This window comes from Sutcliffiella horikoshii (genome assembly GCF_044809035.1).
Taxonomy (GTDB): domain Bacteria; phylum Bacillota; class Bacilli; order Bacillales; family Bacillaceae_I; genus Sutcliffiella_A; species Sutcliffiella_A horikoshii_G.
The window spans coordinates 2,147,660-2,170,450 of sequence record NZ_CP085237.1 but is presented as its reverse complement, the minus strand read 5'-3'; the positions used below and the strand labels follow the sequence as shown (position 1 = coordinate 2,170,450).

The 22,791-nt window shown below is 39.4% G+C and carries 21 protein-coding genes; 18 read left to right on the top strand and 3 right to left on the bottom strand.

What is annotated here, in order from left to right; all coding sequences use genetic code 11:
* The first annotated feature begins 13 nt into the window (after nucleotides 1–13).
* From argB to LG307_RS11205, 12 genes are all read left to right on the top strand, one after another.
* Nucleotides 14–811, top strand: a complete 798-nt coding sequence (argB, locus tag LG307_RS11260; protein WP_404441849.1) for an acetylglutamate kinase — start codon at nucleotides 14–16, stop codon at nucleotides 809–811.
* The gene (locus tag LG307_RS11255) at nucleotides 804–2,000 is read left to right on the top strand and encodes an acetylornithine transaminase (protein ID WP_404441848.1); all 1,197 of its coding nucleotides are present in this window, start codon (nucleotides 804–806) and stop codon (nucleotides 1,998–2,000) included. Before argB ends, LG307_RS11255 begins: the two co-directional genes overlap by 8 nt.
* The gene (locus tag LG307_RS11250) at nucleotides 1,993–3,069 is read left to right on the top strand and encodes a carbamoyl phosphate synthase small subunit (RefSeq protein WP_404441846.1); all 1,077 of its coding nucleotides are present in this window, start codon (nucleotides 1,993–1,995) and stop codon (nucleotides 3,067–3,069) included. The genes LG307_RS11255 and LG307_RS11250 overlap by 8 nt, the downstream gene beginning before the upstream one ends.
* A complete protein-coding gene (gene carB / locus LG307_RS11245) occupies nucleotides 3,056–6,280 on the top strand; it encodes a carbamoyl-phosphate synthase (glutamine-hydrolyzing) large subunit (protein WP_404441844.1) in 3,225 nt (1,074 codons plus the stop codon). The genes LG307_RS11250 and carB overlap by 14 nt, the downstream gene beginning before the upstream one ends.
* A complete protein-coding gene (gene argF / locus LG307_RS11240; RefSeq protein WP_404441842.1) occupies nucleotides 6,265–7,239 on the top strand; it encodes an ornithine carbamoyltransferase in 975 nt (324 codons plus the stop codon). Before carB ends, argF begins: the two co-directional genes overlap by 16 nt.
* A gap of 67 nt (nucleotides 7,240–7,306) precedes the next feature.
* Entirely contained in the window at nucleotides 7,307–8,518 is a 1,212-nt protein-coding gene (locus tag LG307_RS11235) for an argininosuccinate synthase (protein ID WP_404441840.1), read from the top strand.
* A 175-nt stretch (nucleotides 8,519–8,693) separates the two neighbouring features.
* On the top strand, nucleotides 8,694–10,085 hold the full coding sequence (gene argH, locus LG307_RS11230) for an argininosuccinate lyase (RefSeq protein ID WP_404450337.1): 1,392 nt from the start codon (nucleotides 8,694–8,696) through the stop codon (nucleotides 10,083–10,085).
* A gap of 62 nt (nucleotides 10,086–10,147) precedes the next feature.
* Nucleotides 10,148–10,669 (top strand): type 1 glutamine amidotransferase domain-containing protein, encoded by a 522-nt coding sequence (locus tag LG307_RS11225; RefSeq protein ID WP_404450336.1) that lies wholly within the window; start codon nucleotides 10,148–10,150, stop codon nucleotides 10,667–10,669.
* Nucleotides 10,670–10,762: 93 nt separating this feature from the next.
* Nucleotides 10,763–11,722, top strand: coding sequence for a Gfo/Idh/MocA family protein (locus tag LG307_RS11220; RefSeq protein ID WP_404450335.1), 960 nt, complete (start codon nucleotides 10,763–10,765; stop codon nucleotides 11,720–11,722).
* A gap of 102 nt (nucleotides 11,723–11,824) precedes the next feature.
* Nucleotides 11,825–12,643 (top strand): CAP domain-containing protein, encoded by an 819-nt coding sequence (locus tag LG307_RS11215; protein ID WP_404450334.1) that lies wholly within the window; start codon nucleotides 11,825–11,827, stop codon nucleotides 12,641–12,643.
* 124 nt (nucleotides 12,644–12,767) lie between these two features.
* The gene (locus tag LG307_RS11210) at nucleotides 12,768–13,634 is read left to right on the top strand and encodes a dimethylarginine dimethylaminohydrolase family protein (RefSeq protein ID WP_404450333.1); all 867 of its coding nucleotides are present in this window, start codon (nucleotides 12,768–12,770) and stop codon (nucleotides 13,632–13,634) included.
* A 19-nt stretch (nucleotides 13,635–13,653) separates the two neighbouring features.
* Nucleotides 13,654–14,514, top strand: coding sequence for a YihY/virulence factor BrkB family protein (locus tag LG307_RS11205; protein WP_404450332.1), 861 nt, complete (start codon nucleotides 13,654–13,656; stop codon nucleotides 14,512–14,514).
* Between the two features lie 60 nt (nucleotides 14,515–14,574).
* Here LG307_RS11205 and LG307_RS11200 read toward each other — a convergent pair whose 3' ends face one another.
* A complete protein-coding gene (locus tag LG307_RS11200) occupies nucleotides 14,575–14,889 on the bottom strand; it encodes a hypothetical protein (protein WP_404450331.1) in 315 nt (104 codons plus the stop codon).
* 124 nt (nucleotides 14,890–15,013) lie between these two features.
* Nucleotides 15,014–15,184, bottom strand: coding sequence for a hypothetical protein (locus LG307_RS11195; RefSeq protein WP_010199486.1), 171 nt, complete (start codon nucleotides 15,182–15,184; stop codon nucleotides 15,014–15,016).
* A 237-nt stretch (nucleotides 15,185–15,421) separates the two neighbouring features.
* Between LG307_RS11195 and LG307_RS11190 the strand changes: the two genes are divergently transcribed.
* The 5 genes from LG307_RS11190 (at nucleotide 15,422) to LG307_RS11170 (ending at nucleotide 20,421) form a co-directional block, all read left to right on the top strand.
* A complete protein-coding gene (locus tag LG307_RS11190) occupies nucleotides 15,422–15,787 on the top strand; it encodes a hypothetical protein (RefSeq protein WP_404450330.1) in 366 nt (121 codons plus the stop codon).
* A gap of 115 nt (nucleotides 15,788–15,902) precedes the next feature.
* Nucleotides 15,903–16,874 (top strand): AAA domain-containing protein, encoded by a 972-nt coding sequence (locus LG307_RS11185; RefSeq protein ID WP_404450329.1) that lies wholly within the window; start codon nucleotides 15,903–15,905, stop codon nucleotides 16,872–16,874.
* Nucleotides 16,875–16,911: 37 nt separating this feature from the next.
* Nucleotides 16,912–18,093: a DEAD/DEAH box helicase gene (locus tag LG307_RS11180; protein WP_404450328.1), complete on the top strand. Its 1,182-nt coding sequence runs from the start codon at nucleotides 16,912–16,914 to the stop codon at nucleotides 18,091–18,093.
* A gap of 102 nt (nucleotides 18,094–18,195) precedes the next feature.
* Nucleotides 18,196–19,620, top strand: a complete 1,425-nt coding sequence (locus tag LG307_RS11175) for a dihydrolipoyl dehydrogenase family protein (protein ID WP_404450327.1) — start codon at nucleotides 18,196–18,198, stop codon at nucleotides 19,618–19,620.
* Nucleotides 19,621–19,707: 87 nt separating this feature from the next.
* Nucleotides 19,708–20,421, top strand: coding sequence for a DsbA family oxidoreductase (locus LG307_RS11170; RefSeq protein WP_404450326.1), 714 nt, complete (start codon nucleotides 19,708–19,710; stop codon nucleotides 20,419–20,421).
* A gap of 124 nt (nucleotides 20,422–20,545) precedes the next feature.
* Here the strand turns inward: LG307_RS11170 and LG307_RS11165 are convergent, their stop codons facing one another.
* Nucleotides 20,546–21,628, bottom strand: a complete 1,083-nt coding sequence (locus LG307_RS11165; protein WP_404450325.1) for a citrate synthase/methylcitrate synthase — start codon at nucleotides 21,626–21,628, stop codon at nucleotides 20,546–20,548.
* A gap of 110 nt (nucleotides 21,629–21,738) precedes the next feature.
* Between LG307_RS11165 and LG307_RS11160 the strand changes: the two genes are divergently transcribed.
* A complete protein-coding gene (locus tag LG307_RS11160) occupies nucleotides 21,739–22,617 on the top strand; it encodes a LysR family transcriptional regulator (RefSeq protein ID WP_404450324.1) in 879 nt (292 codons plus the stop codon).
* Nucleotides 22,618–22,791 lie beyond the last annotated feature (174 nt).

Genomic DNA, 22,791 nt, shown 5'->3' with positions numbered 1-22,791 from the left:
AGGAGGCTAAGACATGAAGTCGCTCGTAATAAAGTGTGGAGGCAGTACAGTCGGGAAACTCTCTCCTTCTTTTTTTACTGAACTTATAGAGTTAAAGAACAAGCATCATATTCAACCAATAGTTGTTCATGGAGGAGGACCTTCTATTTCCACCATACTATCCTCTTTAAATGTAGAAACAACTTTCGTCAACGGTTTAAGAAAAACCACGGAGCCAGTATTGGAAGTGGTGGAAATGGTATTGTCAGGTTCCATGAACAAGCACCTTGTCCGCCAAGTGATGAAAGCTGGGGGCAATGCAATGGGGTTAAGTGGTGTCGATGGAAAGTTCCTGATGGCAAAACCGATTTCCAATGCAGAGGAGCTTGGATTAGTTGGAGAAATTGTAGAAGTGAACACAGAGTTATTGATTTCTATCATGCAAAAAGGAATCATTCCCATCATTTCTCCGGTGGCGGTTGATTTAAATGGCCAGCACTACAATATTAATGCGGACATGGCAGCCGCGGCTCTCTCTGTGGCATTTAATTCTCCGTTATGCATGATCACAGATGTTGACGGGGTAAAGGTGGGGGGCTCTATTGCTGGTAACTTATCTGATTTAGAAGTTTCTAGCCTTATAGAAGAGAAGCAAATCACTGGCGGGATGATTCCTAAAGTGGAGGCTGCTGTTCAATGTTTAACAAAAGGGGTAAGTAAGGTTGGAATTATAAATGGTACCTCGAGTGATGCCCTCACAGGCTTTGCGTTGAACGAATCAAGCTTTGGTACTTCATTCTACCTTGAGGAGGTCATGAAGAAAAGTGTCTAAATCTACCAGTAACTATTCGCCAATCATGAATACATACAGCAGGTTTCCTTTATCTATCCAAAAAGGGAAGGGGACATTGGTCTGGTCTGATAATAACGAAGAGTATCTCGATTTCACTTCAGGCATTGCAACATGCAATCTCGGTCATTGTCCACCGGAAGTAGAGAAGGCTCTTTCCGAACAGCTATCACAGCTTTGGCATACGTCCAACCTTTATCACATCCCAAAACAAGAGGAGCTTGCCTGCCTTTTAGTAGAAAAATCATGTTTTCATCAAGTGTTCTTTTGTAATAGTGGCGCAGAGGCAAATGAAGCTGCTATTAAGTTGGTAAGGGCATTTGCGAACAAAAATGGCAAAAAGAAAGCTAGCATTGTGACGTTTCAACAAAGTTTTCACGGAAGAACTTTGGCTACAGTGGCGGCTACAGGACAAGACAAAATAAAGTCCGGATTTGAACCAATGCTAGAGGGGTTTACCCATTTACCATATAACGAGCTTCAGTCCATCCAAACAATACGAGACATGGCTCCAACTGCCGTCATGCTAGAACTTCTACAAGGAGAAGGGGGAGTGGTCCCTGCTGATCCTGATTGGGTAAGAGAATTGTCTTCCATTTGCAAGGAAAATGGGATATTACTCGTCGTGGATGAAGTGCAAACGGGAATGGGGCGTACAGGAAGTCTGTTTTTATATGAACAGTATGATGTACAACCAGATATCATGACGCTTGCCAAAGGACTGGGATCTGGTTTTCCAATTGGTGCAATGCTTGCAAAAGAAGAAATCGCTGCTGCCTTTTTGCCTGGAATGCACGGAAGCACTTTTGGCGGGAATCCATTGGCAAGCACGGCTGGTATTGCAACATTGAATGTGATATGTCAAGCCGATTTTTTAAACAAAACAGTGGAACTGAGTCAAATACTTCGATCCGAGCTTGAAGGGTTGCAAGAAGAATTTCCATTTATCAAGCAAATAAGGGGAAAAGGTTTGTTGCTTGGTCTTGAAATAAGCGGAAATGCGCTTGATTTGGTCAAATTAGCATTAAATGAAAAACTATTAATCTTAACTGCCGGGCCAGATGTGGTAAGACTACTTCCTCCACTTACAGTCTCGAAAGAAGAATTATACTCTTTTATTCAAAAATTCACTAAGGTACTACAGCAGTTTAGGGAGGTACATCATGGATAATGGTTGTTTGGTATTGGAAACAGGGGAGGTTTTCCCCGGTATTTTGATAGGAAGTAAGGAGGATGCGATAGGAGAAGTGGTTTTTAATACCAGTATGACAGGTTATCAAGAAATCATGTCAGATCCCTCCTATGCAGGTCAAATTATAGTCTTTTGCTATCCGTTGATTGGAAACTATGGAATAAACCCACAAGATTATGAAGCCGAAAATATATACGCAAAAGGCGTAGTCATGGGAGAGGCCTGCCATTTGCCTAACCACTACTCTTCTGAAGTGGCAGCACCTGAGCTTTTGAAAAAATTAAGCATCAGCGGCCTTAGTAATGTAGATACGAGAGAGCTCGTTAAAACCATACGTAAACATGGATCTGTAAAAGGATACATTACGGACTCTGTTAAGGAATTTCCCTACGTGGAAGGGACAGAGAATTTTGTGGAATTGGTGTCCACTACTAAAGTGAAAAGCTATCCAGGGGCTGGCCCTCATATTGTTCTGCTCGATTATGGCTATAAAAAATCAATCCTAGAAGCGCTGCTCTATTCAGATTGTCAGGTGACAGTGGTCCCATATACGACAAGTTTGGAAAAGTTGCAAGCACTTCATCCTGATGGCGTATTGTTAAGCAACGGACCAGGAAATCCAGAAGTCTTGAAAGATCACTTTCCAAAAATAAAAAACATTGCAGAAGAGTTTCCGACGCTAGGTATCTGTCTAGGTCATCAGCTGTTAGCACTGGCATTTGGTGCAACAACAGAGAAGCTGCTTTTTGGACATAGAGGTGGCAATCATCCTGTTAAAGATTTAGCCACAGGGAAAGTGTATATCACTTCGCAAAATCATAGCTATAACGTTAAGGAAGACTCGGTCAATCAAGAAATCTTTTCTATCACCTATAAAAATATCAATGACGGGACAGTGGAAGGCCTTCAACATAAGAGTTTTCCTGCTCTGAGTGTTCAATTTCACCCAGAAGCACATCCCGGTCCTCAAGATACAAACTATATATTTACAAAATTTTTGAAACTCATACATGATAAAACAGGAGTAATGTCATATGCCATTCAATAATTCTATCAAAAAAGTGTTAGTAATCGGTTCAGGCCCAATCGTCATCGGTCAAGCAGCGGAGTTCGACTATGCTGGCACACAAGCTTGCCTTGCCCTTAAAGAAGAGGGGATAGAAGTGGTCCTTGTAAACAATAATCCTGCAACCATCATGACTGATTCGGATATTGCAGATCATGTTTATATGGAGCCATTAACCGTTGAAAGCTTAGAGAAAATCATAGAAAAAGAGCTGCCAGACGGAATTATCGGAACGCTCGGGGGACAAACAGCACTTAACTTGATAGTACAGCTGTCAGATAAGGGTATTTTGAAAAAAAATAATGTTTCTGTCCTTGGAACATCTGTACCATCCATTCAACAGGGAGAAGATAGAGAACTTTTTCGAACACTTATGATGAGTCTGAATGAGCCAGTTCCAGAATCACAAATTGTACATTCCATAATAGAAGGTACGGAATTTGTAAAGCATATAGGCTATCCAATCATCATTAGACCTGCTTACACCTTAGGCGGGGAAGGCGGTGGATTTGCAAATAATAATCAAGAACTTAATTTGCTACTTAATAAAGGATTGAATCTGAGTCCAATAACTCAAGTCTTAGTGGAAAAAAGCATTAAAGGTTGGAAAGAAGTAGAATACGAGGTAATGCGGGATGAAAATGATACATGTATTATCGTGTGCAATATGGAAAATTTTGACCCAGTCGGCGTTCATACGGGAGACTCCATTGTTGTGGCACCCTCCCAAACATTAACAGACAGACAATATCAAATTTTAAGGAATGCGAGCTTAAAAATAATAAGAAAGTTGAAAATTGTCGGAGGCTGCAATATTCAATTTGCCATGGATCCCCATTCAGATAATTACTATATTATTGAAGTGAATCCTCGAGTAAGCCGTTCATCTGCCCTTGCATCAAAGGCAACCGGTTATCCAATTGCAAGAATAGCAGCAAAATGTGCCATCGGCTATCACTTGGATGAAATTAAAAATCCCATTACAGGATCCACCTTTGCTTCCTTTGAACCTGCTCTAGACTATGTAGTAGTAAAATTACCAAGGTTTCCGTTTGATAAATTTCCAGAAGCCGATTCCACCCTCAGTACACAAATGAAAGCGACTGGGGAAGTGCTTGCCATTGATCGTACTTTTGAAGGAGCACTAAATAAAGGAATCCGTTCCATGGAGATGAAGGTAAATGGAATTACTCATCCGGATTTAGACGTAATGAAGGAAGATCAATGGATGGAATTACTTAAAGAACCGACTCATTTGAGGCTTTTTGCGATAACTCATGCTCTGAGAAAGGGCGTGTCCATGGAAGTTATCCATGCAATGACCTTTATTGACAAGTGGTTCCTTCATAAATTACAACAAATGGTCATGCTAGAAAATCATCTTTCAAATAAATGTTTGGATACACTAGAGCTTGATTTCTTAAAGGAAGCCAAACGACAAAATATCAGTAATGAGAGACTTTGTTCACTATTAGGGTGTGAAAGTAAACAATTAATGGCGTACATGAAGAAAAATCAGCTCTTTCCATCTTATAAATTAGTAGATACTTGTGCTGCTGAATTTGAAGCCATAACACCATACTACTATTCCACCTATAATGGAGCGGATGAAGTGGATGTCAGTCAGAACAAAAAAGCACTTGTCATTGGTGCTGGTCCAATTCGGATAGGGCAAGGAATAGAGTTTGACTATTGCTCTGTTCATGCGGTGAAAGCATTGAAGAAGGCCGGCTATGAAACGATCGTTGTAAACAATAATCCAGAAACCGTCAGTACAGACTTTTCGGTAGCAGATAAACTTTTTTTTGAACCAATTACAATAGAAGATATCTTGCCGATTATCCAAAAGGAAAATATTGACCTTGTCTTCATTCAATTTGGTGGTCAGACTGCCATCAATCTTGCTGATGGATTAAAGAGAGAAGGGGTCAAAATAGCAGGAACTAGCGTCGAAGCCATTGACAAGCTTGAGGACCGATCCAACTTTTATGCTTTATTGGAGTCAGAAGGCATATCTCATATAGAAGGAAAAATAGTGGATCAAAGCCGTCAATTGAAAGCGGCAGCACAAACTCTAGGATATCCGGTATTGGTGCGGCCATCCTATGTGATAGGTGGGCAATCGATGTATACCATTTATAACGATGAAGAAATAAATTCTTTCCTTGATTTACACCAAAATAATGATTCCTTATGGCCTTTGTTGGTAGATCGATATGTACCGGGACTTGAATGCGAGCTGGACGTAATATCAGACGGAGAGCAAATATATATCCCAGCCATTTTTGAACATATAGAAAAGGCAGGAGTTCATTCAGGTGACAGCCTTGCTGTTCTTCCTTCCATATCGTTGTCAAAACAGATAAAAGAAAGACTAGTAGAGTATACAAAGAAAATATGTAATGCCGCGCAAATAATTGGAATTGCCAATATCCAGTTTGTCATCAGTGAAGATAATATCTATGTGTTAGAAGTAAATCCAAGAGCATCCAGAACAGTACCGATTGTTAGTAAAGTTACAAATGTACCAATGATTGAACTTGCAATCAACGTACAATTGGGAGAGAAGCTAAGTCAATCCGGGCTTAAAGAAGACCCAGGTTTCTGGACAGTCAAGGCACCTGTCTTTTCCAATACAAAATTAAAAGATGTGGATCATGTCCTAGGGCCAGAAATGAAATCTACTGGAGAAATTATCGGACTTGGAAAAACTTTAGAAGAGGCGATGACAAAAGCGCTGTTTCAAGGGAAAAATAGTCCATTCAATGCCATGCAAAAAGAGAAAATAGTCTTTTGTTCCATCTCAGACCGCGAAAAACCTAATGCTCTTCCACTCTTGAAAGAATTCGTTAAAAAGGGAATTTCTTTTGTGGCGACGGAAGGAACTGCTGAATTTTTAAAGGAAAATAATATGGCGGTGAATTCCATTTCTCATTATGAACTAACCAACACATTAAAAACGGAAAAACTTGCTGCAGCCATTATCATTCCTACAATAGGGAGAGATCAATCACGTAATGGAGCAAAGTACCGTGCAATATGTACAATGAACGGAATAAGAATCTTTACATGCTTAGAAACAGCTTATCAAGCCATAATATTGGACGATACCATTCAAGTAAATTATCAAACAATAAGAGATTATTTAAAAAACAAAAAAAGAGAGGTTGAATATTTATGCAAAGTGTACTAAAATGGGAAGCGAACAAGGAGACCTATCAAATAAGTCAATCTCATTTTTTGACACTTGGATCCTATTCGAAAGAAGACATTCATTTTTTATTAGAAGATGCTATTAAACTAAAAAAAAATCAAAAAGAGGGAGTGCCTCACCCTTATTTACAAGGGAAAGTACTTGCCATGCTGTTTGAAAAGTCCTCTACAAGAACAAGGGTTTCTTTTGAAGTAGGCATGCTGCAACTCGGTGGTCATGCAATATTCTTAAGTTCCAATGATATCCAATTGGGGCGAGGGGAGTCACCTGCCGATACAGCTAAAGTCTTGTCCCGTTATGTAGATGGATTGATGATACGCACTTTTGACCATCAAACATTAGAAGAATTTGCACTACATTCAAATGTACCAATTATCAATGGCCTTACCGATTCGCATCACCCAGCTCAAGTATTGGCGGACCTTCTGACCATCAAAGAGCACAAAGGAAAACTAAAAGGGTTAAAACTATGCTATTTGGGCGATGCAAACAATAATATGTCGCATTCCCTAATAGAAGGAGCAGTAAAAGTCGGTATGGACATCGCCATAGCATGTCCAACTGGTTTTGAACCGGATTCTTGCATTCTTACAGCAATGAAGAAGGAAGCTTTCTTAACAGGTTCTTCTATTCAGGTAGGGCAGTGCCCTATTGAAATGGTCAAGGATGCAGATGTGGTCGTAACGGACGTTTGGACCAGTATGGGGCAGGAAGCAGAAACAGAAAAACGAGTAAACCTACTGGCGCCGTATCAGGTCAACGAGGAGCTTTGCAAACATGCTAAAGATGATTTCATCTTTTTACATTGCCTGCCTGCACACCGCGGAGAAGAGGTTACGGCAGAAATTATTGATGGACCTCATTCTGTGGTATTTGATGAAGCCGAAAACAGACTTCATGCACAGAAAGCCATCCTGAAGGCTTTACTAAGCAACTAAAATTTTTTTAAACTAAAATGCATAAAAATACAACAACGTAGATTTTTATGCTATAGGAGGAAAAAAGATGAAGAAAGAAAAAGTGGTTTTGGCGTATTCTGGAGGACTTGATACTTCCGTATCCGTTAAATGGTTACAAGAAAAATATGGCTATGATGTTATTGCCCTCGGTCTGGATGTGGGAGAAGGAAAGGACCTAGAATCGATTAGAAAGAAAGCACTTGACGTTGGGGCAATCAAGGCTATTATGGTCGATGCAAAAGAGATGCTTGCCAAAGATTATATTGTCCCTGCATTAAAATCAAATGCCATGTATGAGGGGAAATACCCTCTATCATCCGCCTTATCACGTCCACTTATCTCTAAACTGCTTGTACAGGTTGCAGAGGAAGAGGGAGCGGTAGCCGTCGCGCATGGGTGTACTGGCAAGGGTAACGATCAAGTTCGCTTTGAAGTTTCCATTCAAGCGTTAAATCCGAATCTTAAGGTCATTGCTCCTGTTCGTGAGTGGGGGATGACAAGAGATGAGGAAATTGAATACGCAATGCAGCATAATATTCCTATTCCGGTCAACTTGGATAACCCCTTCTCCATTGATGCCAATATTTGGGGTAGAGCATGTGAAGCAGGAGTATTGGAGAATCCTTGGCAAGAAGCACCAGAAGCTGCTTTTGACTGGACCAATCCAATTGAGCTCACTCCAGATCAACCGGAATACGTGGAAATAGGTTTTGATGCGGGAGTACCGGTGGCCTTAAATGATATAAAGATGGGCCTGGTTGATTTAATCGAGGAATTAAACCTGCTTGGGGGAAAACATGGGGTTGGAAGAATTGATCATATTGAAAATCGTTTAGTTGGAATCAAATCAAGAGAGGTGTATGAAAACCCAGCAGCTCTTATCCTTATTCAAGCACACAAAGAGCTTGAGTTCTTAACTCTCCCAAGAGAAGTTAGCCAGTTCAAAGCATCCATTGATGAGCAAATGGCAAAGGTCATCTATGAAGGCCTGTGGTATTCTCCGTTAGTGAACGCACTTGGGGCATTTATTGAAGAAACACAGAAAAATGTAACAGGTAAAATTCGTGTGAAACTCCAAAAAGGCAACCATACAGTAGTTGGTCGCCAATCGCCATACAGTCTTTACAATGAAGAACTTGCAACTTATTCCAAAGGGGATATGTTTGATCATAACGCAGCAGTAGGATTCATTAAACTCTGGGGACTGCCAACAAAAGTATACGCAGAAATCCACAACAAACAAAAAGTGACACTGTAACATGCAGTAACTTAGTTGATTGTAGTGGAAGGCGCGCAGACGCCCGCGGGAGGAAGGGACTGGGGAGACCCCGCAACGAAGTGAGGAGGCTCCCGGACCGCCCGCAGGCAAGCGAAGCGCCTGGAACGGAAATCAACAGTTAATGCAGAAACTTACAGTAAAAGGAGGCAACATCATGACAAAGCTTTGGGGTGGAAGATTTACCAAAGAAACAAACAAACTCGTAGAAGAATTCACAGCATCCATCGAATTTGATAAAGAACTCGCACTCGAAGATATACAAGGAAGCATGGCACATGTCCAAATGCTCAGCGACTGTGGCATCATTTCAACAGTCGACGCAAAAACAATCAAACAAGGTCTAACAGTAATCCAAAACAAAGTAACTGCAGGGGAAGTGGAATTTTCCGTTGCACATGAAGATATCCATATGAATATAGAAAAGCTTCTAATAGATGAAATCGGCCCAGTAGGCGGGAAGCTACACACTGGAAGAAGCCGTAATGACCAAGTGGCAACAGATATGCACCTGTATCTAAAAAAACACACGGAAAATATCATTTCATTGCTGACAGATGTGCAAAAAGCCATCCATGTAAAGTCTAAAGAAAATGTGCAAACCATCTTACCAGGCTACACGCATTTGCAACGTGCCCAGCCTGTTTCCTTTGCCCACCATCTTATGGCATATTTCTGGATGTTTGAGCGCGACAAGGAAAGATTGCAAGATAGTCTGAAAAGAATCAACTGGTCACCACTTGGTGCAGGTGCATTGGCTGGAACGACTTTTCCGATAAACCGAAAACAGACAGCCTCCTTATTAGGGTTTGAAAACGTGTATCCCAACAGCATGGATGCCGTCAGTGACCGTGATTTTATCGTCGAATTTTTATCCCATGCTTCGCTGATCATGACACACATCTCCCGTCTGTCAGAAGAATTGGTCATTTGGTCCAGTCAGGAATTTCAATTTATTGAACTAGACGATTCGTTCTGTACAGGTTCAAGTATCATGCCGCAAAAGAAAAATCCTGACGTACCGGAATTGCTGCGAGCGAAAACCGGCAGAGTGTATGGAAACCTTGTTGGTCTATTGACTGTTTTAAAAGGCTTACCTCTGGCATATAACAAGGACATGCAGGAAGACAAGGAAGGCATGTTTGATACAGTCAAAACATTAGATGGTTCATTAAAGCTATTGGCACCGATGATACTTACGATGACAGTAAACAAAAATAAAATGCTTGAAGCAGTATCACAAGACTTTTCAAATGCTACTGATATTGCTGATTATTTAGTGACAAAAGGACTGCCGTTTCGGCAGGCACACGAAATTATAGGAAAAGTTGTCCTTTATGCCATCAACCAGAAAAAGTTCTTGCTGGGATTAACCCTTGACGAATATAAGGAATTCTCCCCTTTATTTTCTGAAGATATTTTTGAAATACTTCAACCAAAACATGTGGTTGCGGCAAGAAAAAGTGAAGGCGGCACATCCTTTGAGCAAGTGGAAAGTCAGTTAGCTTTGGCAGAAGAACTAATTTGTGATTCCGTTATTACTTCTTAATTTGCAAAACGTGATACCCTCGTTCACAATGGAGTTATATTATTGTGAAGGAGGGTATTTTAATGAAATTACATAACAAAAAAATAATTCAATTGGTTAGTGACGATTTTGAGGATTTGGAGCTTTGGTATCCCGTTTTAAGGTTGCGCGAAGAAGGTGCAGAAGTGATCATTGCTGGAGAGAAGGCAAATACAACCTATATTGGAAAATATGGCGTTCCCATTCAATCTGACATCTCTTTTCATGATGCAGATCCAGCAGATTATGATGCAATCTTGGTTCCTGGTGGATGGTCTCCGGATAAACTCCGCAGATATGAAGATATACTTACAATGATCCGTATAATGGATGAACATAAGAAACCAATCGGTCAAATTTGCCATGCTGGCTGGGTACTTATTTCTGCCAAAATACTTGAAGGTAAAAAAGTAACTAGTACTCCTGGAATTAAGGACGATATGATTAATGCAGGGGCAGAGTGGTATGATGAAGCAGTTATTGTTGATGGGAATATCATCTCAAGCAGAAGACCACCAGACCTTCCCGACTATATGAGAGAATTTATCCGAGTACTAGCCGATTGAACAGAGATCATAGTAACACCAAGTTGATTAAAGTGGAAAGCGAAACACCTGGAACGAAAATCAACTGTTAAAGCTATCACAGGGGGAGAAACATTGAAAAAGACATATAAGGTTGGAATAGTTGGGCTAGGAGTAATAGGCCAACGCCTGATTTCTGCATTTCAAAAAAACTCAAACGTACAAATCGCAGCAGTATGCGACTACAATGAAAAACTTGCAAAAGAAACTGCACAAGAATGCGGAAATATTTCTTATTTTTCCGACTACAAAAGCCTTCTAAAAATTGAAGAAATTGATTTTGTATATGTCGCCGTTCCTCCCGCCATACATTGTGAAGTAGTAATGGCGGCCTTTCAGCACAACAAACACGTTCTTTGTGAAAAACCTCTTGCCAATTCTGAACAAGAAGCAGAAGCCATGCTTCGGGCAGCCGAAGAAGCTGGACTTGTTCATGCGATGCATTTTCCTCTTGTGTATGAAAAAGCATTTGCCACGATCGAAGAACATCTTCAAAACGATATGTTCGGTAAAATAAAGCGGATTACATTAAAAATGCATTTTGATCAGTGGCCAAGACCATGGCAGCAAACAAACTGGATAAATTCCAGGAAACAAGGGGGATTCATCAGGGAAATCTCCCCCCATTATCTTCAAATGATTGTCCATTTCTTCGGCTCAGTTAAGGAAGTTACTAGCTATGTGGACTATCCATCAAATCCAGAACTAAGCGAACATGCTGTGATTGCGGTGTTAAAACTTGAAGATGGGATGAGTGTACTAATTGATGGCATAGCGGGACAAGCAGAAAAGGAAGAAATAGCTTTCACGATACACGGGGAAAAACAGAGCCTTTCTTTATTAAACTGGCGAAAAGTAAAGCTTGCAAATAGAGGAGAAGAGTGGATAGAAATAGAAGACTCTGCACTTATAACCCCAAAAGGAAATTTAGTGGAACAGTTTATTAAAAGGTTGAATAATGAACAGGCATTTCTAATTGGATTTGACGAGGGTTTACAGGTACAGCGAATATTAGAGAAATTAATTCAGGAATAGCAATTACCAAGTTTATCTCTTTTATATCATTATTACCAATAATACTTTTAGTTGATTTTGTAACACTAAAAAAGTATTAATGATATGAAAAGGAGAGGTACAATGAAGAAACTTATGACTGTAACGATCATTACTGCTTTTGCATTATCTTTGATGGTCGGTTGTAACAATAATGCGACTGACAACAATAAAGATACTAATAATACAGCTTTCCTTGATAATGACAATGGCAATGGAATTACACACGTAAGAAATAATGCCCGTGGCATGGACCCTAGTGCAGATGTCCAAGAAATGAACAATGGATACTTACCTATTGATCAGAACTCTTTCAGCACATCCATTCCAAGTGAAAATTTCCCTCATTTTGAGAATTTCCAGCAAGAGGGACCTTTTGCAATTTACAAATTCGGTCAAGAAACACCTCAGGGACAACAAGGTCAGCCAGAACAAGGACAAGCTCCACAAAGCGGCCAAGCTGCACCACCTGAGAATCAACCTGCAGAAAATAATAAACAACAGGCTGAAGAGTCAACAGAAGGTATTTCTGAAACAGAAATGAAAGTAATTGAGCTAACAAATGCAGAACGCCGTAAAAATGGACTTTCCGACTTAAAGGCTGATGCTTCTTTGAGCAATGTTGCACGTGATAAATCTAAAGATATGCAGACCAATAATTATTTTTCTCACACAAGCCCAACTCACGGCTCACCATTTGACATGATGAGAGACTATGGCATCTCTTACAATACAGCTGGTGAGAATATTGCAATGGGACAACGTTCTCCTGAAGAAGTTGTTCAAGCTTGGATGAACAGTGAAGGACACCGTAAAAATATCTTAAACGGCGAATTCACACACATCGGGGTAGGTTATGTAGAAGAAGGTAACTATTGGACACAGATGTTTATCGGTAAATAATAATAAAAAGCAAATCTGATTTCAATAATCAGATTTGTTTTTTATTTTGATTAAATGTTTAAGCAATTCTCCGATTAGGGAATACAGTCCGTAGAACTACATACATTTGATCGGAGGAAATAAAATGACTATAAATATGGAAACTATAAGCCGGAAAACAAGACATGCATGTTCAAATGAATTTGACAAACTAAAAAAGGTGATTGTCTGTCCACCTACATATATGAGCATTAAAGAAATAATTAATGAAACACAAAAACACTTTGCAGAAGAAAACATTGATGAAACGTTGGCAACGAAACAACATCGAAATTTTGTCCAGGCGATGCTGACAAATGGTGTGGATGTATACAGTTTGCCTCCTAGTGAGCAATATCCAGAACAAGTTTTTACAAGAGATATTGGATTTACCCTAGGCGATACCGTTTTTATTTCCCGAATGGGCAGTGACATCAGATCAGGCGAAGAAGACATCCTAAAATCATGGTTAGACGACCACCACTCTTCCTACACACCACTTGCTGATTACAGTGTAGAAGGCGGAGATGTGATAATTGATCGTGATATTGTCTTTATAGGAATTAGTGGCAGAACAAATCCGAAATCGTTGGAGTATATAAACCAAACTCTTTCTGACTATACAGTTTATCCTATACCGATTGACAAATCATATCTCCATTTAGACTGTGTATTTAATGTGATTTCGCCAACAGAGGCACTTGTTTTTTCTCCTGCACTAAGAGAAGAAGAGCTTACTTTTTTATCTAAAAGATATGAACTAATCGAAGTCACTAAAGAAGAGCAATTCACCATGGGAACAAATGTGTTGTCTATAGGTAATAAAAAGATTTTCAGTCTGCCATGTAATAAAAATGTAAATCAGCAACTGCGATTCAGGGGCTTTGATGTAGTGGAAGTGGACATTTCAGAGATCATTAAGTCAGGTGGTTCATTCAGATGTTGTACATTACCGTTGCTAAGAGGAGAATAGGGAGAGGTGGGTGAGAAAATTGTCACGACTCGTTAGCTTTTTAAAAAGACTTGGATTTGAAATGAAAAAAGATCGAGCAACAGGTTTGGCCGCCGAACAGGCCTATTACTATATGCTCTCGTTATTCCCTTTACTTGTGCTGGCATTATCCATCATTCCTTATTTAAATATTGACCCGCAAAAAGTGATAGAGTTCTTACAAACCATGATGCCACCTGAAACTGTTGCAGTGTTTGAAGAGAACATCAATGAATTCGTCAATAAACCAAATGGAGGACTGTTGACATTTGGGATACTAGGAACCATTTGGTCCGCTTCAAACGGAATGAACGCTTTTATCAGTGCAATGAACGAAGCGTTTAATGTGGAAGAAAGCAGGCCGTTTTATTTGGTAAGGCTACTTTCAATTGGACTTACCATCGGGTTAATTTTCGGTTTCCTGATTGCTTTTTTTCTACCGGTTTTCGGTGGAATAATCATTAACCAGCTAGAAGCGTTTATTAATATTCCTGGAAGTACTGCCATCATTCTAAATATCCTAAGATTCATCATCGCATTTTTTGTGATATTTGCAATTATTGCGATCCTGTATCGCGTTGCTCCTGATATAAACAAATCTTTTAAAGAGTTGTTACCTGGTGCATTAGTAGCCACGGTAATCTGGCAGCTTGTATCCTTGGGCTTTTCATTTTACGTAAGTAACTTTGGAAACTATTCTGCAACCTATGGAAGCCTTGGAGGAGTAATTATCTTAATGTTGTGGTTGTTTTTAACAGGGCTAGCCCTAGTCATCGGAGGTGAAATCAATGCCATCTACCACAAAGATCGGATTACCACCACCTCTAATAAATATCACGATGAGAAATTCACAGCATTATAATGACAAAAGCAAAGCACCGTCTTCCTTTTTAGGATGACGGTGCTTATGGTTTATTGATGTTTACATGCCGCGTTCATACTCATGAAGTTTTTGCTTGGAACTACTCTTGAATACATTGGGCAGTTTCTTCACTTCAGCAAAAGTAAAGATGAAAACAGATTTCTTCCAATCCATATCATTCTTTATGGCTTCTTGTTTGTTTTTTAATTGATTGACTTGTTTTTGTATGGCGTTGTTTTCTTCCTGAAGACGTTCACTCACTGTATTGATATAAGATAAGGTGGGGTCCGTCTTTTTTCGAAAAGAAACAAAGGCAATACTAAGCAAAATTAAGGATATGACTAGAATCGCAATACTTACATATACCAATAGCATTTCTATCCTCCTTCCTTTTCATATAAAATGAATACCCCGTATATGGCGAAAAAAACATAAAAAAGAAACCCATGCTAGCTGCCAAGGGTTTCTTCATTTTTTGATTGTTAAATGAATGGTGGATTTAGCTTTGTTTGATCTCTTCTTCGAAATAAAAGGTTTTAGGGTTTTCTTTTATAGTGTAGGAGTATCTTTTTAAATTGGGGACGTAGTTGAATTTTAAGATGGTAACTTCCTCGCCAGTACTTTTCAAAATCACTTTTTCATTATCTTGGAACTTGTTTTTTTGTTTCATTAAGGTTCCTTCTTTCCATTTGAAATTCTAATCATTCTTTCATTATCTCATAAAATAGGCAGTAATCCCACTTAATCCTCAAATATATTTTCCCCAATCCCGTATAATTATATAAAATAGTGGTAGAAACTGGCGTGAAAGGTTAAACTATAGAGAGAAGGTAAGTTCCTTTGGTATCCTGGTGTTAAGATTCGCCGTCTAAAGGTGTGAAACCGACACACAGAGAGGATGACCTATATGTCATGTCTATATTACCAAGCAAAAGCTGGAGACGGGTTGAAAAAGAGAGGATTGAAAAGATCTGATACATTCCTAGAAACAGCGGAGGATGCTGTTTCCGAAGCCCTTGGTTTGAAGGAACGAATGGATAAAACCTACAAAAATAATATTACTTGGGACTATGAGGAACAGATGAAAGGTTCGACAGGTAAAGTGAAAATCCTTAAAGGATACTTGGATGGGGATAAAAGCTCAAACCCTTTTTATCTTGAAATTTCAACATTAGAAAGTGCGGATAAGATTGCCGTTGCTCCCATTAAACCAAAAACCATAAGCAAGCAAGATAAAAAAGTACTGAAAAATGTTATTAGTTTTTATAAATAATTTATTAAATGGCCAAGATTCCAGCAAATTTGTTGAAGAATCTTGGCTTTTTTATTTTTATACCGTTTGTGATATAGTTTGTGGATGTAGAAAATGATGAGTTGAGGAAAGAATAATGAAGACAATCCAATATATTAACGAATGGAAAAAGGCATTACAGGCTGAAATACAGCACCTGAAAAGATTTGGGAGTACCAAATATCTTATAAATAACGGACACCTTATATCAACTGATAAAGGCTTTACATACTTTTTTGAAACCTATTCTTCCGTAAGGATTCCTGTAGGTTCACAAGCGAAATTGGAGTGGGGAGGAATAAAATCGGAAGGTAAGATTCTGTCCTCAGAGGGAAAAAATGTGATTATTTCTTTTGAACAATCCTTAGGAGACCTTATCACAGAAGCGTATCTGTTCCATGATCCTTGGGAACTGTTGGATCAACTTATCCAAAGACTTGATGAATTGAAAAAAAGTAAAAAGAAGCGTTCACGTATCAAAAGATTAATGCATCCTGAAATGAAACCAAAGCATCCTACCAATATTATTAAAAGCAGTGTTCATGAATTGATTCTCCGCTCCAAATACAATCCTGTGACATTTGTATGGGGACCACCAGGAACAGGGAAAACGTACACGTTGGCAAGGGTAGCAGCAAATAAATACTTCAAAAAGAAAAAAGTCCTTCTTTTGTCTCACAGTAATCAGTCCGTTGATGTCCTGATGCGAGAAATCTCAACCTTTCTATCTAAGCAGGAACGTAACAGTGAAGGTGATGTTCTAAGGTATGGTGCACAAAACAGTGACTTATTGGCAAATCTTCCTGCCATTACAACTTCTCAGTTGCTTCAAAACCGTGATCCATTACTTGCTAAAGACAGAGATCAAGTAATGGAAGAAAGGAAGCATCTTAAATTAGACTTATCCAAATCATTCAGTAAGAGGGATTCGGAATCATTACTGAAAGTGGAAACAAAAGTAGCGAGGATACTGGAAAAGATAAGGCAAAAAGAAATTGATTTTCTAGAGAAAGCATTCATTATAGGTACTACTCTCGCAAAAGCTGCAATGGATCCAGCTATTTTATGAAAAAGAATACGACGTAGTCATTGTCGACGAGGCAAGTATGGCTTATGTTCCACAAGCCGCTTTCGCTGCCTCATTGGCAAAACATATCATTATATGCGGAGATTTCAAGCAACTACCACCTATAGCCTCAGCCAGGCATGAATTAGTGGAAAAGTGGTTGAAAGAAGATGTTTTCCACCGTACAGGAGTGGCAGATAACGTTCATTCCTCGCGCTTACACCCTCACCTATTTTTATTAAAAGAACAACGGAGGATGCATCCGTCTATTTCCGCATTTACAAACAAATATGTTTATCATTCACTCGTAGGAGATCATCCTAGTGTATTAAAGAATAGGCATCGTATCTCACAGCAGCAGCCGTTCCCTAATCAAGCATCTATTTTATTATGCACAAGCTATACCGGTGAGCATGCTTTTATAGAAAAGAGCAGCAGATCCCGCATTAACCTATGGCATCTGCTTCAAGCATTTCAATTAATACATGAGGCTTATGTAGAAGGAGGAAGGTCGATAGGTTATATATCACCGTATCGGGCACAGGCTCAATGGATGGATATGTTGCTGCAAGATATTTATGAACAGGAAATTCAATCAGCAGAAATTGTATCTGCTACTGTCCACCGTTTTCAAGGAAGTGAACAGGACATTATTTTATTTGATTCTGTAGATGGTTTTCCTTTGGAGAGACCTGGAATGTTGTTGGTGGGAAAAGAAAGTGAACGATTATTGAATGTTGCCATTACAAGAACGAAAGGAAAATTCATTCACATTTGTGATAGCCAATTTATGAAGAAAAAGGTTTCTTACAATAAAGTCATTAGAAAATTAGTGGACTATCAGGAAGAGTCCCAGCTGCATGTTCAGCCAGCTCAAATCGGCACTTGGATTAAGCAACAGCATCCAAAGGTGCAATGGATGCATGCTAGAAAGTGGGATAGGGTCATGGATGACATGAAACAATCTTATAGCTCCGTCAAAATAGGCTTGCCGAACCTCGATTCGCTTCCTGAGGAATGGAAAAGCAGTTTAGCCAAGTGGAAGAAAAAAGTATCGATCATCACAGAGGATGTAACTTTTCCTTTTATCATCATTGATCATCACATTCTTTGGCTTGGGGTGCCTGTGGAAGCAACCAAGAATACAAGACCGCCTTTTGTATGTGTAAGGGTTGATTCTGCTGCTATTTGTAGGGAGCTTAATCAGCAGTTTAGTGTATAGATTCTAAATTGGTCCGACCGCACATTGATACTAACCTTTTAGTAGTATTAGCGCAACGTTTTTTGTATCATCAAGGTAACATAAATGTGGGGGTTACAAGCAATGTCCAACTTTAACTATGATTTGATTGTGATTGGTGGGGGTTCAGGCGGGTTAACCGTAGCAGCTGGTGCAGCTTCATTAGGTGCAAAGGTAGCACTGATTGAAAAAGAGAAGCAACCCGGCGGAGACTGCTTACACTATGGCTGTGTCCCCTCCAAGACTTTAATAGAAGAAGCCAATAAATTTAAGCAGGGGGCAACCATGGGTTTAGATCTTGACAATAAACAACATTTTAAAAGCGTACAACAAAGGATAAAAGAAGTGATCGCAACCATCCAACATCATGATGATGCCGACCGATTTCGTAACATGGGGGTAGATGTATTTCAAGGATATGGATTCTTTTTATCCAAAAATAAAGTTTCCATTAATGCTGGGGAATCCATCATTACTGGTAAAAGAATCGTTCTAGCTACTGGATCACGCCCTTTCATCCCTAATATCCCGGGTTTGAAGGAAGCAGGCTACCTAACCAACAAATCCATTTTTGATATCCAGGAACTGCCTGACCGGTTATTGGTGCTTGGAGGAGGGCCGATTGGAATGGAGCTTGCTCAAGCATTTTCTAATCTTGGCAGTAAAGTGACGGTACTTCAAAAATCTGACCATATTCTTGTAAAAGAAGACGCAGATATCATTGGTTTTGCAGAAAATTTACTATCACATGAGTTCCAGATCTATAAACAAGCTTCCCTCTTGGATGTTTCTATAAAGGAAGGAACCAGGATTGCAACAATACAGGTCGGGGAAAAAAAGATCATATTGGAAACAGATGCTATCTTAGTTGCGGCAGGGAGGGTACCAAATTCAGATACATTGGGACTTGATCAAATTGGCGTGAATACAGATAACGAGGGCTATATCGAAGTGAACGAACAACTGCAGACTTCCATTCCATCCATATACGCAGTGGGAGATGTGAACGGAAGTTATCCTTTTACCCATGTTGCCGGCATGGAAGGAAAGTTGGTTGTTCAGAATGCAGTACTGGGGTTGCGTCGAAAAATAGACTATTCAAAGGTTCCATGGATCACCTATACTTCACCAGAGATATTCCACTTGGGACTAACGGAACAAGAAGCTGTAGACCAAGACCTGTCCTATAAAATCTATAAGGTAGAATTGGGCGATGTAGACCGTTTTGTCACTGCAAATTCCACTAATGGGTTTGTGAAGATAATAACCGATAAGAAAGGACGAATCCTTGGAGCCCATGCGATCGGGAAGGGAGCTGGTGATTGGATGCAGGAAGTAGTAGCAGCTGTTCAATTTGGAAAACGGATAGGTGATTTGTCGATGGTGGTGCATCCATATCCTAACCACGCGGCTGCAGTCCAACGAACAGCAGATCTCTACTGGCGTGAAAAGCTTTTTGAAGGAAAACTACCTAAATTAATGAAAACCTACATTAAGTGGCTCCGATGAATGCCTTCAGCCCTGTGCATATTGAAAGAGGTTTTACATACATTATGTTATGATAATAGATACTAGTTTAAGAAAAGAGGTGCACCGATGAAAATAGAAATCTGGTCTGATTATGTTTGTCCTTTCTGTTATATCGGAAAACGAAGATTGGAAAAAGCATTGGAAGATTTCCCACATAAAGACGAAGTAACAATTGAATATAAAAGCTTTGAATTGGATCCTAATGCGAAGCGTGAAACAGAATTATCTATATATGAAATACTTGCGAAAAAGTACGGTATGTCTGTAGAAGAAGCGAAAAGAATGAGTGCAGGAGTTGCAAAGCAAGCTTCCGAAGTAGGTTTGCAGTTCAATTTTGATACTTCTATTCCAACCAATACATTCGATGCACACCGTTTAGCCAAATATGCCGAATCTAAAGGTAAAGCAAAAGGAATGACAGAAAGTCTATTAAAAGCTCACTTTACTGAGTCAAAACATATTGGCGATAAGGACTTTTTAAAAGAATTAGGGGTAAGCCTTGGGTTGGACTCTTTAGAAGTGGAAGAAGTGTTGGCCGGGGATGCATATGAAAAAGATGTCCGTTTCGATCAAAGAGAAGCAAGAGAAATAGGTGTACAAGGTGTTCCATTCTTTGTATTAAATAGCAAGTATGCCATTTCCGGAGCTCAACCACCGGAAGTATTCTCAGAAGCTTTGGCCAAAGTTTGGGAAGAAGAAAACGAAAAACCGAAACTGCAAAATTTCGAGTCGAAAAACAAAAGTGAAACATCCTATTGTTCGGATGACTGTTGTGAGTGATTGGGTTTAGGGGACAGGCTTCATGACCCACTTTCCACGTATTTAAGCGAGTTTGAAATTTATGTTTTTTGAGTAGCCAGAACCCTTTTGTCGGGTTCTGGTTTTTTAGTTAAAAGGCAACAAACTATTTCCCCACATACTTCGACAATGGGCGGTATATCACATTATCTTCAGCCTGCTCCAATACATGCGCGGTCCAACCGACCATTCGGCTTGCAGTAAAAGTTGGTGTAAAAAGGGAAGAATTCATATTAATTGCTTTCATGATGGCGGCAGCATAAAACTCGACATTCGTATACAGTCCTCTGCCTGGTTTAAGTTCTTCCAACACATCTATTGCCGCACGTTCCACCTCTAATGCCAAGTCCAACCATCTATCTTTTCCTACAAGTCCTGACAGAGTTTCCTTGAGAGCTATCGAACGGGGATCATGCGTTTTATAAATTCGATGCCCAAATCCCATCAGCTTTTCTCCCGAGATTATTTTTTCTCGCAAGTGCAATTTTTTATTTTCAACTTTATCCAATTCGTCCAACAATACTATAACCTCAGAAGGGGCCCCTCCATGAAGTGGTCCTTTCATCGTACCGATAGCGGAAGTTACCGCAGATACAAGATCCGATTCGGTTGAAGCAGTTACCCTCGCGGAGAAGGTAGAAGCATTCATTCCATGTTCCATCGTTAGAATCATATAGGTTTCCAATGCTCGTAAGTGCTCAGGACTTGCTGGATTTCCATGTAACATATATAAGTAATTTTCCACATGACTATATTTCAGAAAAGGAGCAATTAGATCTTTACCCTCTAGTATTCTCTTTCGGTAAGCAATGATTGTGGGAATAACCGCTGTCAGTTTCATTGCATTCTCAACAGTCGGTTTCCACGCCAAGAATTGGTCCCCGGCACTGGAAATCACTGTTCTCACCACACTCATCATATCCATATCACTAGGAAGAACAGATAATACTTTTTCCATCGTTGGAGTTAGGGTTCTATAAGAGGAAAAAGTAGACTTGAACTTCTCTAACTGTCCACCAGAAGGCAGTTCACCGAACCATAATAGATGAGCAATTTCCTCGAAAGAATAAGTAGTCGCAATGTCTCTTATTTCATATCCACGATAAATTAAACGACCGTTTAAGCCGTCCACTTCAGCAATACTGGTTTCAGCAGCAAGGACACCTTTTAACCCTCTTTGTACATTCACCTTTCATCACCCTTTCTTTTATTACTTATATTGTATAAAATTACATTGATTAAGAATATTAAAGAATTTTAAATTAATTGATTAATATAGATAATCAGAGGTGTAATTCGATGGAGCTTAACTGGCTGAAAACATTTGTAATAGCTGCGGAACATGGGAATTTCAGAAAGGCATCGGAGCTGTTATATATTTCACAACCGACAGTGACTGTACATATTAAGCAATTAGAAAAGGAAGTGGGTGCAGAATTATTTGTTCGAGATGGAAGAGCGGTGGTTTTAACCGAGGCAGGGAGAAGATACATGAAGGATGCAAAAACATTGCTATCCCTTTATGAAGAAGGAATAGCGAACATGCATTCCTTTCAACAAGGGTTCATATCTCAACTTACCATCGGAATCTCTCCGTTGATTGCGGATACCATTTTGCCTTTTGTGCTAAAACAATTTGTTCAATCACATTCAAACATAGAAATTTCCGTAAAAATTATAGAATCTATCAAAATTGAACAGGCAGTGGAAAAGGAAGAAGTGGATATCGGTTTATCATGTCTTCCAAATAGAAAAACAGATCTGAAATGCCATCCACTATATGATGATCCCCTTGTTTTGGTTGTGCCACACGATGGCTTTGATTTGGAGACAGGATATCCAATGGAAGAAGAGGATATCTTTCGCCAACATACATTATTGACTCACAATCACCCTGGGTATTGGGACGAACTATGTCAACAGATTAAGGCAATGTACCCTCACACAAAAATGATGAAGGTGTCCCAGACGCATATTACTAAGCGGTTTATTATTGAGGGGCTAGGGGTTTCCATTTTACCTAAATCTACTGTTAGGCGTGAACTGTTAGAAGGAAGGCTACTTGAAGTAGATTGCCGGTCGATAAATCTACCTGATGCCAAGACATACGCATTGATGAAATATGAGCATTCAATACAAAAAGAGTTTCTGAAGTTTTTATCACAATACAGAATTTAACAAATGCTATAAGAAAACATTACTCCCCACACAAAGGAGTAATGTTTTTCTTTTTGCCCCAACTTGTCAATAAATCTATAAAAACCGGTATTTTCTCTCAAATAACTTTATATAGTGATAGTAGTGGGACGAATATACATTACTATTTATCATGACAAATAGATAAAGGGCAGG